The sequence below is a fragment of the Pantoea alhagi genome (assembly GCF_002101395.1).
Taxonomy (GTDB): domain Bacteria; phylum Pseudomonadota; class Gammaproteobacteria; order Enterobacterales; family Enterobacteriaceae; genus Mixta; species Mixta alhagi.
Genome location: NZ_CP019706.1, coordinates 1,188,580 through 1,200,441, shown reverse-complemented (window position 1 = coordinate 1,200,441; position 11,862 = coordinate 1,188,580). Strand labels below are relative to the sequence as shown.

Below are 11,862 nucleotides of genomic sequence, written 5' to 3'. Positions count from 1 at the left end.
TGCCCGCGTTGGCCTTCTCTGAAAGAAAACCCACCATGACTAACTAACAGAGCTGGCAGCAAGCGAGCTACGCAGCGACCCCCAATAAGGTGCCGCAGCGTTAGTGACTGCGGGACAGTTAATAGTGCGGTGGCGGCGTTTCTTCCGATGGATGTGCGACCATTGAAGGTGCCGCAGCTTTTAGTTTATCTATCAGCAGCCGTATTTGCTCACGCATCTTCGCCATTTCCATTTCGTGCTGTACAACCGTTTGGTTCAGATCTTCAATGGTTTGTTCCTGAAAGGCGAGTTTGCTTTCCAGCCGTTCCAACTGTTGTTCAAAGGTATATTGCTGCATAGCTGTTCCCCTGTTGCCCGTGCCAGACATGTCGGCTTGCCTTGTGTAAGATAAAACCGCATATCCGACGTTAGATTGTCCGATTTTGCCCGCGATGGTTGAAAAAGCACAGCCTTATCGTCATATCTGTTGGAACTTCCCGACACAAAAAAGGGTCGGATGTACACTTAAGTTTGCCGGGCGGGCATGATAAGTTGTTCCGCACAGTTATAGTACAGGCCTGATGGTCTGCAACGATTGCCGAGGTGAGAGGCTTCGGTTTTGGAGATAATGGATGAAATCACTGTTTAAAATTACGCTGTTAGCCGCCACGATGGCCGCCACGCTCAATGCATCTGTGGCATTGGCAGCAGACTCCGCACCGGCTGAACAAGCTGCGCCTCAGGCCCCTAAAAATGCGGCTTTCAACAACGAAGACCAGCAGTCCGCTTATGCACTGGGCGCATCGCTGGGCCGCTATATGGAAAATTCGCTGAAAGAACAGGAAAAACTGGGCATTCAGTTAGATAAAGCACAGCTGATTGCTGGCGTTCAGGACGCCTTCGCCGGTAAGAGCAAATTATCCGATCAGGAAATTGAACAAACCCTGCAGTCTTTTGAAGGCCGTGTGAAGGGTGCCGCTCAGGCGAAGATGGAAAAAGATGCGAAAGAAAACGCGGAGAAAGGGGATGCCTACACCGCAAAATTCGCTAAACAGAAGGGCGTGAAGAAAACTGACAGCGGCCTGCTCTATCTGGTAGAAAAAGCGGGTAGCGGCGACGCGCCGAAAGATAGCGATACCGTTGTGGTTAACTATAAAGGCACGCTGATTGATGGTACGGAGTTCGATAACTCTTACACGCGTGGCGAGCCGCTCTCTTTCCGTCTTGACGGCGTGATCCCAGGCTGGACCGAAGGCCTGAAGCACGTGAAGAAAGGCGGGAAAATCAAGCTGGTTATTCCACCGCAGCTCGCTTACGGTAAAAACGGCGTGCCGGGAATTCCGGCTAACTCCACGCTGGTGTTTGATGTTGAATTACTGGATATCAAACCGGCACCGAAAGCTGACGCGAAAGCGCAGGCCCCGGTCGCCGACGAGAAAGCACAGTAATTCTGCAACCGCCGCGTTAACGCGGCGGTTTTATTTGTATGACTCGTACTCCCCGGCTGGACAAAAATCTGGCATAACCTGCAGACATTTGCCAGACTAGCGCTGCGCAAATTTGTATGATGAGTCTGCCCTGGCCGCGCTGAGACAGGCTCCAGCCAATTAGGGTAATGTCTTTCATGTCTAATCCATTCAATCCAGGCGATCTGACCGATATCGATTTACTGGAGCAACATCCGTTCGATCAAACGGACTACGATATCCTGAAATCTTACGAAGCCGTCGTTGATGGCCTTGCGATGCTGATTGGCTCTCATTGTGAAATCGTGCTGCACTCGCTGGAAGATTTGAAATGTTCCGCAGTGCGTATCGCCAATGGTGAACATACTGGCCGTAAAGTCGGCTCGCCGATTACCGATCTGGCGTTGCGTATGCTGCATGATATGACCGGGGCCGACAGTAATGTCTCCCGGGCCTATTTCACCCGCGCGAAAAGCGGGGTGTTGATGAAGTCGGTAACCATCGCTATCCGTAATCGCCAGCAACGTGTGATCGGCCTGCTGTGCATCAACATGAATCTGGACGTTCCATTCTCACAGATTATGTCGACCTTTATGCCGCCGGAAACGCCGGATGTTGCTTCACAGGTTAACTTCGCCTCCTCAGTAGAGGATTTGGTGACGCAAACGCTGGAGTTCACCATTGAAGAAGTTAGCGCCGATCGCAACGTAGCAAACAATATGAAGAATCGTCAGATTGTTCTTAATCTGTACGAAAAAGGCATTTTCGATATTAAAGATGCGATTAACCAGGTCGCCGACCGTCTGAATATTTCCAAACATACGGTCTACCTCTATATCCGCCAGTTTAAAAGTGGCGATATGCAGGGGCAGGAACGTTAATGCATTACACGCTTTTGGTAACGGGGCCCGCTTACGGCACGCAGCAAGCGAGCAGTGCGCTGCTTTTTGCACGTGCGCTGCTGAAAGCCGGCCATCAGCTGAACAGCATCTTTTTTTATCGGGAAGGCGTGCTCAACGGTAATCAGCTTACCGCTCCCGCTGGCGATGAATTTGATATCGTGCGCGCCTGGCAGGCGTTGCAGCAGCAGGGCGTGACGCTGAACATCTGCGTGGCGGCAGCATTAAGGCGCGGCGTAACCGATGAGCAGGAGGCCACTGGGTTGGGATTAGCTGCGGCGAATCTTCAGCCTGGTTTTACGCTGGCAGGGCTTGGCGCATTAGCTGAAGCGATGCTCACCAGTGACAGAGTGGTGCAGTTCTGATGAAATCGATTGCCTTTGTTTTTACCCGCGCGCCTCACGGCAACAGCAGCGGAAGAGAAGGGCTGGACGCGGCGCTGGCTACTGCGGCCCTGTGTGAACAGGTTTCACTCTTTTTTATCGGTGATGGCGTGCTACAGCTAAGCGAACATCAACAGCCGGAAAAAGTGCTGGCGCGTAATTATATCGCCACGTTTGGCGTACTGCCGCTGTATGACGTTGAGGAATGTTATATTTGCGCGGACTCGCTTGCGGAGCGCGGGCTAACGCCGGAGAGCCCACGCGTGCTGCCTGCTGAGGTCCTTGATAGCGCTGCGCTACGTGCGCGTCTGTCGCAGGCTGACCATATCCTGACCTTTTAAGGAGCGCTAATGTTGCATACGCTGATGAGTTCTCCCTGGCAGTGCGATTATAATTTATTACTGCGCATGCTACAGGCGGATGACGATCTATTGTTGATGCAGGATGGTGTGCTGGCCGGTCTGCAAAATAATCGTCTGCTACCACAGCTGTTGCAAGCGCCAGCGCGGCTGTGGGCGCTGAAAGAGGATGTTGACGCGCGTGGATTGGCTGCGCAAATTTCATCCAAAATCACCGTTATCGACTATAATGATTTCGTCATGCTGACGGTAAAACAGCAACAACAAATGCCCTGGTGAACATAAGACGCCTGGTTATTTCTTGACACCTTTTCTGCTCAGCCCTAAAATTCTGCGTCCTCGTATTAATACGAGGCGATTTATTACGTGTTTACGAAGCAAAAGCTAAATCCCAGGAGCTATTTAATGGCAACAGTTAATCAGCTGGTTCGCAAACCGCGCGTACGCAAAGTTGCTAAAAGCAACGTGCCGGCGCTGGAAGCTTGCCCGCAAAAACGTGGTGTTTGTACCCGTGTGTACACCACTACCCCGAAAAAACCGAACTCCGCACTGCGTAAAGTATGCCGTGTTCGTTTAACCAACGGTTTCGAAGTGACTTCCTACATTGGTGGTGAAGGCCACAACCTGCAGGAACACTCCGTAATCCTGATTCGTGGCGGTCGTGTTAAAGACCTGCCAGGTGTGCGTTACCACACCGTTCGTGGCGCGCTTGACTGCTCTGGTGTTAAAGACCGTAAGCAGGCTCGCTCCAAGTATGGCGTGAAGAAGCCAAAGGCTTAATGGTTCTCCGTTAAGTAAGGCCAAACGTTTTAAATTAAATGTCAAAATAAACTCGTAGAGTTTTGGACAATCCTGAATTAACAACGGAGTATTTCCATGCCACGTCGTCGCGTCATTGGTCAACGTAAAATTCTGCCGGATCCTAAGTTCGGATCTGAGCTGCTGGCCAAATTTGTAAATATCCTGATGGTAGACGGTAAAAAATCTACCGCTGAAGCAATCGTATATACCGCGCTGGAGACCCTGGCTCAGCGTTCAGGTAAAACCGAACTGGAAGCTTTCGAAGTAGCTCTGGACAACGTACGCCCGACTGTAGAAGTTAAGTCTCGTCGCGTTGGTGGTTCTACTTATCAGGTACCAGTTGAAGTCCGTCCGGTCCGTCGTAATGCTCTGGCAATGCGTTGGATCGTAGAAGCTGCTCGTAAACGCGGTGATAAATCGATGGCTCTGCGCCTGGCGAACGAACTTTCTGATGCTGCTGAGAACAAAGGTACTGCAGTGAAGAAACGTGAAGACGTTCACCGTATGGCCGAAGCCAACAAGGCGTTCGCTCACTACCGCTGGTAATAACCGCGTAGTTATTGTTAACCCAGCGGGCGCTCAATTAGCCAACCCGCTGGGGATGACTTATTTTGAACGTCCGAGAATCAGAGGAATCAAATGGCTCGTACAACACCCATTTCACGTTACCGTAACATCGGTATCAGTGCTCACATCGACGCCGGTAAGACCACTACCACCGAGCGTATCCTGTTCTACACCGGCGTTAACCACAAAATCGGTGAAGTACATGATGGCGCTGCAACCATGGACTGGATGGCTCAGGAGCAGGAACGTGGTATCACCATTACTTCTGCTGCAACCACCGCGTTCTGGTCAGGTATGGCCAAGCAGTTTGAGCCGCACCGCATCAACATCATCGACACCCCGGGACACGTTGACTTCACCATCGAAGTTGAACGTTCCATGCGTGTTCTTGATGGCGCGGTAATGGTTTACTGTGCGGTTGGTGGTGTTCAGCCGCAGTCTGAAACCGTATGGCGTCAGGCTAACAAATATAAAGTTCCGCGCATCGCGTTCGTTAACAAAATGGACCGCATGGGCGCTAACTTCCTGAAAGTTGTTGGTCAGATCAAAACCCGTCTGGGTGCAAACCCGGTTCCTCTGCAACTGGCTATCGGTGCAGAAGAGAAATTCACCGGTGTTGTTGACCTGATTAAAATGAAAGCCATCAACTGGAGCGAAGAAGATGCAGGCGTGACCTTCACTTATGAAGAGATCCCGGCTGACATGGTTGACCTGGCTGAAGAATGGCATCAGAACCTGATCGAATCTGCAGCAGAAGCCTCTGAAGAGCTGATGGAGAAATACCTCGGCGGCGAAGAGCTGACTGAAGAAGAGATCAAAAAAGCACTGCGTCTGCGCGTGCTGAACAACGAAATCATCCTGGTTACCTGTGGTTCTGCATTCAAGAACAAAGGTGTTCAGGCGATGCTGGATGCAGTAGTTGAATTCCTGCCAGCACCGACCGACGTTCCGGCTATCAAAGGTATTCTGGACGACGGTAAAGATACTCCGGCAGAGCGTCACTCTGACGATAAAGAGCCGTTCTCTGCTCTGGCGTTCAAAATTGCGAACGATCCGTTCGTTGGTAACCTGACCTTCTTCCGCGTTTACTCAGGCGTGGTTAACTCAGGTGATACCGTACTGAACTCTGTGAAATCACAGCGTGAGCGTTTTGGTCGTATCGTACAGATGCACGCCAACAAACGTGAAGAGATCAAAGAAGTTCGCGCGGGCGATATCGCAGCGGCGATCGGTCTGAAAGATGTGATCACTGGTGATACCCTGTGTGATCCGAACAACCCGATCATCCTGGAACGTATGGAGTTCCCGGAGCCGGTTATCTCTATCGCGGTTGAACCGAAAACCAAAGCTGACCAGGAAAAAATGGGTCTGGCTCTGGGCCGTCTGGCGAAAGAAGACCCGTCATTCCGCGTATGGACTGATGAAGAATCTAACCAGACCATCATCGCTGGTATGGGTGAGCTGCACCTCGACATCATCGTTGACCGTATGAAGCGTGAGTTCAACGTTGAAGCGAACGTAGGTAAACCGCAGGTTGCTTACCGTGAAACTATCCGCGACACCATTAAGGATGTCGAAGGTAAACACGCGAAACAGTCTGGTGGTCGTGGTCAGTACGGTCACGTTGTGATCGACCTGTACCCGCTGGAGCCGGGCGGCAAAGGCTACGAATTTGTCAACGACATCAAAGGCGGTGTGATTCCTGGTGAATACATCCCTGCGGTTGACAAAGGTATCCAGGAACAGCTGAAATCTGGTCCGCTGGCTGGTTATCCGGTAGTTGACCTTGGCGTTCGTCTGCACTTCGGTTCTTACCATGATGTGGACTCCTCTGAACTGGCATTTAAACTGGCTGCTTCTCTGGCGTTTAAAGATGGCTTTAAGAAAGCGAAGCCGGTTCTGCTTGAGCCTATCATGAAGGTTGAAGTTGAAACGCCGGAAGAGAACATGGGTGACGTAATCGGTGACCTGAACCGTCGTCGCGGTATCATCGAAGGTATGGATGACACCGCTACCGGTAAGACCGTTCGCGCTCAGGTACCGCTGTCTGAAATGTTTGGTTATGCTACTGACCTGCGTTCTCAGACCCAGGGCCGTGCTTCTTACTCCATGGAGTTCCTGAAGTACGCGGAAGCGCCGAACAACGTCGCTCAGGCCGTTATTGAATCTCGTAGCAAATAAGCTACGGTTTTAGAATATTGAACAGATGCCCTCATCATGGATGAGGGCATAACAGTAAGGAATATCGCCATGGCGAAAGAGCAATTTCAGCGTAACAAAACGCACGTTAACGTTGGTACTATCGGCCACGTTGACCACGGTAAAACCACTCTGACTGCAGCTATCACCACCGTTCTGTCTAAAACTTACGGTGGCCAGGCTCGTGCATTCGATCAGATCGATAACGCGCCGGAAGAGAAGGCTCGTGGTATCACCATCAACACCTCTCACGTTGAATATGAAACCCCGACCCGTCACTACGCGCACGTTGACTGCCCGGGCCACGCCGACTATGTGAAAAACATGATCACCGGTGCTGCTCAGATGGACGGCGCTATCCTGGTTGTTGCTGCGACTGACGGCCCGATGCCGCAGACCCGTGAGCACATCCTGCTGGGTCGTCAGGTTGGCGTTCCTTACATCATCGTGTTCCTGAACAAATGCGACATGGTTGATGATGAAGAGCTGCTGGAACTGGTTGAAATGGAAGTGCGTGACCTGCTGTCACAGTACGACTTCCCGGGCGACGACACTCCGATCGTTCGCGGTTCCGCGCTGAAAGCGCTGGAAGGCGAAGCAGAGTGGGAAGAGAAAATCATCGAGCTGGCTGGTCACCTGGATTCTTACATCCCTGACCCGCAGCGCGCTATCGATCTGCCGTTCCTGCTGCCGATCGAAGACGTATTCTCAATCTCTGGCCGTGGTACCGTTGTTACCGGTCGTGTTGAGCGTGGCGTGATCAAAGTTGGTGAAGAAGTTGAAATCGTTGGTATCAAAGATACTGCGAAATCTACCTGTACCGGCGTTGAAATGTTCCGCAAACTGCTGGATCAGGGCCAGGCTGGTGAGAACGTTGGTGTTCTGCTGCGTGGTATCAAGCGTGAAGAGATCGAGCGTGGCCAGGTTCTGGCTAAGCCGGGCTCCATCAAGCCGCACACCACCTTTGAATCAGAAGTTTACGTTCTGTCCAAAGACGAAGGCGGCCGTCACACTCCGTTCTTCAAAGGCTACCGTCCTCAGTTCTACTTCCGTACTACTGACGTGACTGGTTCCGTTGAACTGCCGGAAGGCGTTGAGATGGTAATGCCGGGCGACAACATCAAAATGGTTGTTACCCTGATCCACCCGATCGCGATGGACGACGGTCTGCGTTTCGCAATCCGTGAAGGCGGCCGTACCGTAGGCGCGGGCGTTGTTGCTAAAATTATTGCTTAATAAGCTTTAATGCGAATAAATGCTTCGGTATTTATTCAATGAAAAGGGCGCTTCGGCGCCCTTTTTTTATCCCTTCCCTTCGTTAGTTCCCCTCTTAATCCCCACAAAGTGCAGGTTTGAAATAAAAATCATTCTCATTTAAAATGCGTTCAGTATTTGTACTGGAGCATATAAATGTACGTCTGCCTGTGTAATGCGATAAGCGATAAAACCGTACGTGAAGTTGTTCGGCGTTATCAGCCAAAATCTATTCAACAACTGCGTCATCTGGTGCCGGTTGGTAAGCAATGCGGTAAGTGTATTCGTGCAGTACGTGAAATCATGGATGAAGAGCTGAAGAATCCGCCGATGTATAAAGAGATCGCCTGAGTATACCCACAGTTTTTCCGTTGCCTTTTTGACTTCTTTCTAACCGCATCTACGCTCTAATTAACTGGAAGCGGAGGAAGCGTAATGAAAGGCGATGCAAAAATCATAAGCCATTTGAATAAACTATTAGGAAATGAACTGGTTGCGGTTAATCAGTATTTTCTTCATGCGCGAATGTTCAAAAACTGGGGACTGATGCGCTTGAATGATGTGGAGTATCACGAGTCCATTGATGAGATGAAGCATGCGGACAAATACATTGAACGCATACTTTTTCTGGAGGGTGTTCCAAACCTTCAGGATTTGGGCCGTTTACGCATTGGTGAAGATGTAGAGGAGATGCTGCGGTCCGATCTGGCGCTTGAGATGGAAGGGGCAAAAGATCTGCGTGAAGCCATCGCCTGGGCAGATAAGATTTATGACTACGTCAGCCGGGATATGATGATTGAAATCCTGGCAGATGAAGAGAAGCATATCGACTGGCTGGAAACCGAACTGGATTTAATCCAAAAAATGGGTATCCAGAACTATCTTCAGGCGCAAATCAGGGAAGAGGAGTAACGTTACCCGCCTGCGTTTGCCAGAAGAGTACAGCCCAGCCAGCTATAGCCAGACAAGGGCCAAATGGCTGTCGGCGTTGCCAGCCGGCAGCTTTGTTACACAGACCACAACAGACAAAAAGCGTCAGGCCAGATAATGCTGCAATGGTTGCAATCAAAGGCAGCGTTTGCCAGCCGCTCCACGCGCCTAATGCAGCAAAGAGTTTTATATCGCCATATCCAATCCCTTCCTGACGACATAATGCCAAAAATCCCCAGTAGAGCGCCCACAGGGAAAGCCAGCCGAGTAAAACGCCTGCTACCGCCGAGGCTAACCGCTCCTGACACAGCGTCAAATGATATAGCAGGCCCAGCCATAACAGAGGAAGCGTAACTGCGTCAGGCAATATGAAATGACGCTGGTCAATAAGGCTGAGCACAATCAGTGCTGCACTGAACAGCAGTAGAAACATCAGCGGGACCAGAGAACTTTGACAACCTGCCAGTAAGACAAAGAGCAGGCAGGTTAGCGCCTCCGTGATAACCAAACGCAGCGGAAGCGTTATCTGACAGTAACGGCATTTGCCCCGGTATCTGCACCAACTGTAAACCGGCACCAGCTCGCTGATTTGAAGACGGTGGCCACACCCGGCGCAGTGCGAAGCGGGGAGGGCAAGCGTTGATAGCCATTGCCGTGAGGTAAAGCCGGGCTGATAGCGATCGGCAGCCAGGCAGAGAAAGCTTCCTGTAGCGAGCCCAGCCAGCCCTGAAAGAAAAAGCGCCAACATAAAATTCCCTTTTATCCCTGATAGTTATTTCAGGATAAGGCCTGACACAAATGCTGTCTCCTGCCGCTTACCTGACACTGAAGTGGAGTCGCAAAGAAAAAGCGACGGTTGCGCTGCACCCAATAAGCATGCGCTTTGGCTTCCACTTTTTTAGGGCAATATTGTTCGATGGGTTGCTATCTGAGCGAATTCCCGTATAATGCGCGGGCCTGCTAATATTGCAAGCGCGATTCGAGCAGAATCGCAGGCTGGTCGGATCTCGCCTGGCCTGACAATACTCCCGATTGGGGAGTTATATGCTGAACGATTACACTCCCCCATCAATCGTAATGGGTGTGAGGAGTAATTTTTTTCGTTTATAAAATAATTGGAGCTCTGGTCTCATGCAGAACCAAAGAATCCGTATCCGTCTTAAAGCGTTTGATCATCGTCTGATCGATCAATCAACCGCGGAAATCGTTGAGACTGCCAAGCGCACTGGTGCGCAGGTACGTGGTCCGATCCCGCTGCCGACCCGCAAAGAGCGCTTTACCGTTCTGATCTCCCCGCACGTTAACAAAGACGCGCGCGATCAGTATGAAATCCGCACTCACAAGCGTCTGGTTGACATCGTTGAGCCAACTGAAAAAACCGTTGATGCTCTGATGCGTCTGGATCTGGCTGCCGGTGTAGACGTGCAGATCAGCCTGGGTTAATCAGGTCATCGAGCGATTGAGAGGTTGAAACAATGATTGGTTTAGTCGGTAAAAAAGTGGGTATGACCCGCATCTTCACTGAAGAAGGCGTTTCTATCCCTGTAACCGTTATCGAAGTTGAAGCAAACCGCGTTACTCAGGTTAAAGGTCTGGACAGCGACGGTTACCGCGCCATCCAGGTTACCACCGGTGCTAAAAAAGCAAACCGTGTGACCAAACCTGAAGCAGGTCATTTTGCTAAAGCTGGCGTAGAAGCTGGCCGTGGTCTGTGGGAATTCCGCACCGCTGAAGGTGAAGAATATACCGTTGGCCAGGACATCAGCGTTGAAATTTTCGCTGAAGTTAAGAAAGTTGACGTGACTGGTACCTCCAAAGGTAAAGGTTTCGCCGGTACTGTTAAGCGCTGGAACTTCCGTACCCAGGATGCTACACACGGTAACTCCTTGTCTCACCGCGTTCCGGGTTCTATCGGTCAGAACCAGACTCCGGGCAAAGTGTTCAAAGGCAAAAAAATGGCAGGTCAGCTGGGTAATGAGCGCGTAACCGTTCAGAGCCTGGACGTAGTACGTGTTGACGCTGAGCGCAACCTGCTGCTGGTTAAAGGTGCAGTTCCCGGTGCTACCGGTAGCGACCTGATCGTTAAACCAGCTGTGAAGGCGTAAGGGGATAGCAATGGAATTAGTATTGAAAGACGCGCAAAGCGCGCTGACTGTTTCCGAAACTACCTTCGGTCGTGATTTCAACGAAGCGCTGGTACATCAGGTTGTTGTTGCTTATGCAGCTGGTGCCCGTCAAGGTACTCGTGCCCAGAAAACCCGTGCTGAAGTAACTGGTTCCGGTAAAAAACCGTGGCGCCAGAAAGGCACCGGCCGTGCGCGTGCAGGTTCTGTTAAGAGCCCAATCTGGCGTTCAGGTGGTGTGACTTTCGCTGCGAAGCCGCAGGATCACAGTCAAAAAGTTAACAAAAAGATGTACCGCGGCGCGCTGAAAAGCATTCTGTCCGAGCTGGTACGTCAGGATCGTCTGATCGTTGTCGAGCAGTTCTCTGTAGAAGCGCCGAAAACCAAGCTGCTGGTACAGAAACTGAAAGATATGGCGCTGGAAGACGTGCTGATCATCACCGGTGAACTGGATGAGAATCTGTTCCTGGCTGCGCGTAACCTGTACAAGGTTGACGTGCGCGATGCAGCGGGTATCGATCCGGTTAGCCTGATCGCCTTCGACAAAGTCGTTATGACTGCTGACGCAGTTAAGCAAGTTGAGGAGATGCTGGCATGATCCGTGAAGAACGTCTGCTGAAAGTAGTGCGCGCACCGCACGTTTCTGAAAAAGCGTCTACCGCGATGGAAAAAACCAATACCATCGTTCTCAAAGTTGCGAAAGACGCGTCCAAAGCAGAAATCAAAGCCGCTGTGCAGAAACTTTTCGAAGTTGAAGTCAAAGACGTAAACACCCTGGTCGTTAAGGGCAAGGTTAAGCGTCATGGACAGCGTATTGGTCGTCGTAGCGACTGGAAGAAAGCTTACGTCACCCTGAAAGAAGGCCAGAATCTGGACTTCGTCGGCGGCGCAGAGTAAGTCGG

17 protein-coding genes are annotated in these 11,862 nt (G+C 51.1%); 15 read left to right on the top strand and 2 right to left on the bottom strand.

Going from position 1 to position 11,862, the window contains the following annotated elements:
* Positions 1-118: 118 nt before the first annotated feature.
* A complete protein-coding gene (locus B1H58_RS05700; RefSeq protein WP_085068499.1) occupies positions 119-337 on the bottom strand; it encodes a protein SlyX in 219 nt (72 codons plus the stop codon).
* 274 nt (positions 338-611) lie between these two features.
* Here B1H58_RS05700 and fkpA point away from each other — a divergent pair, with 274 nt between their 5' ends.
* The 11 genes from fkpA (at position 612) to bfr (ending at position 8,819) form a co-directional block, all read left to right on the top strand.
* Positions 612-1,427 (top strand): FKBP-type peptidyl-prolyl cis-trans isomerase, encoded by an 816-nt coding sequence (gene fkpA / locus B1H58_RS05695; RefSeq protein ID WP_085068497.1) that lies wholly within the window; start codon positions 612-614, stop codon positions 1,425-1,427.
* Between the two features lie 176 nt (positions 1,428-1,603).
* On the top strand, positions 1,604-2,326 hold the full coding sequence (locus tag B1H58_RS05690; RefSeq protein WP_085068494.1) for a helix-turn-helix transcriptional regulator: 723 nt from the start codon (positions 1,604-1,606) through the stop codon (positions 2,324-2,326).
* A complete protein-coding gene (gene tusD / locus B1H58_RS05685) occupies positions 2,326-2,709 on the top strand; it encodes a sulfurtransferase complex subunit TusD (RefSeq protein ID WP_085068492.1) in 384 nt (127 codons plus the stop codon). The genes B1H58_RS05690 and tusD overlap by 1 nt, the downstream gene beginning before the upstream one ends.
* Positions 2,709-3,068, top strand: coding sequence for a sulfurtransferase complex subunit TusC (tusC, locus tag B1H58_RS05680; protein ID WP_085068490.1), 360 nt, complete (start codon positions 2,709-2,711; stop codon positions 3,066-3,068). The genes tusD and tusC overlap by 1 nt, the downstream gene beginning before the upstream one ends.
* Before the next feature lie 9 nt (positions 3,069-3,077).
* Positions 3,078-3,365, top strand: coding sequence for a sulfurtransferase complex subunit TusB (gene tusB, locus B1H58_RS05675; protein ID WP_085068488.1), 288 nt, complete (start codon positions 3,078-3,080; stop codon positions 3,363-3,365).
* A gap of 126 nt (positions 3,366-3,491) precedes the next feature.
* Positions 3,492-3,866, top strand: a complete 375-nt coding sequence (gene rpsL / locus B1H58_RS05670) for a 30S ribosomal protein S12 (protein WP_003852912.1) — start codon at positions 3,492-3,494, stop codon at positions 3,864-3,866.
* Positions 3,867-3,962: 96 nt separating this feature from the next.
* Positions 3,963-4,433, top strand: a complete 471-nt coding sequence (rpsG, locus tag B1H58_RS05665) for a 30S ribosomal protein S7 (protein WP_038629748.1) — start codon at positions 3,963-3,965, stop codon at positions 4,431-4,433.
* A 93-nt stretch (positions 4,434-4,526) separates the two neighbouring features.
* A complete protein-coding gene (gene fusA, locus B1H58_RS05660) occupies positions 4,527-6,635 on the top strand; it encodes an elongation factor G (protein WP_085068486.1) in 2,109 nt (702 codons plus the stop codon).
* Between the two features lie 69 nt (positions 6,636-6,704).
* Positions 6,705-7,889, top strand: a complete 1,185-nt coding sequence (gene tuf / locus B1H58_RS05655) for an elongation factor Tu (protein ID WP_085068484.1) — start codon at positions 6,705-6,707, stop codon at positions 7,887-7,889.
* Between the two features lie 174 nt (positions 7,890-8,063).
* Positions 8,064-8,258 carry a bacterioferritin-associated ferredoxin gene (bfd, locus tag B1H58_RS05650; protein WP_085068482.1) on the top strand — a complete coding sequence of 65 codons (195 nt, stop codon included), beginning with the start codon at positions 8,064-8,066 and terminating at the stop codon, positions 8,256-8,258.
* Positions 8,259-8,342: 84 nt separating this feature from the next.
* Positions 8,343-8,819, top strand: coding sequence for a bacterioferritin (gene bfr, locus B1H58_RS05645; RefSeq protein WP_085068480.1), 477 nt, complete (start codon positions 8,343-8,345; stop codon positions 8,817-8,819).
* On the opposite strand, the gene B1H58_RS05640 is transcribed toward bfr, so the two are convergent.
* Positions 8,803-9,585, bottom strand: a complete 783-nt coding sequence (locus B1H58_RS05640; RefSeq protein WP_085068478.1) for a prepilin peptidase — start codon at positions 9,583-9,585, stop codon at positions 8,803-8,805. The two genes, bfr and B1H58_RS05640, sit on opposite strands and share 17 nt — an antisense overlap.
* Before the next feature lie 383 nt (positions 9,586-9,968).
* On the opposite strand from B1H58_RS05640, the gene rpsJ reads away from it, so the two are divergent.
* Genes rpsJ through rplW form a run of 4 tightly spaced genes read left to right on the top strand, consistent with a single transcriptional unit; the run spans position 9,969 to position 11,857 of the window.
* A complete protein-coding gene (gene rpsJ / locus B1H58_RS05635) occupies positions 9,969-10,280 on the top strand; it encodes a 30S ribosomal protein S10 (protein ID WP_001181005.1) in 312 nt (103 codons plus the stop codon).
* A gap of 32 nt (positions 10,281-10,312) precedes the next feature.
* On the top strand, positions 10,313-10,942 hold the full coding sequence (gene rplC, locus B1H58_RS05630; protein WP_085068476.1) for a 50S ribosomal protein L3: 630 nt from the start codon (positions 10,313-10,315) through the stop codon (positions 10,940-10,942).
* 10 nt (positions 10,943-10,952) lie between these two features.
* Positions 10,953-11,558 (top strand): 50S ribosomal protein L4, encoded by a 606-nt coding sequence (rplD, locus tag B1H58_RS05625; protein WP_085068474.1) that lies wholly within the window; start codon positions 10,953-10,955, stop codon positions 11,556-11,558.
* Positions 11,555-11,857 (top strand): 50S ribosomal protein L23, encoded by a 303-nt coding sequence (gene rplW, locus B1H58_RS05620; RefSeq protein ID WP_085068472.1) that lies wholly within the window; start codon positions 11,555-11,557, stop codon positions 11,855-11,857. The genes rplD and rplW overlap by 4 nt, the downstream gene beginning before the upstream one ends.
* The last annotated feature ends 5 nt before the right edge of the window (positions 11,858-11,862 follow it).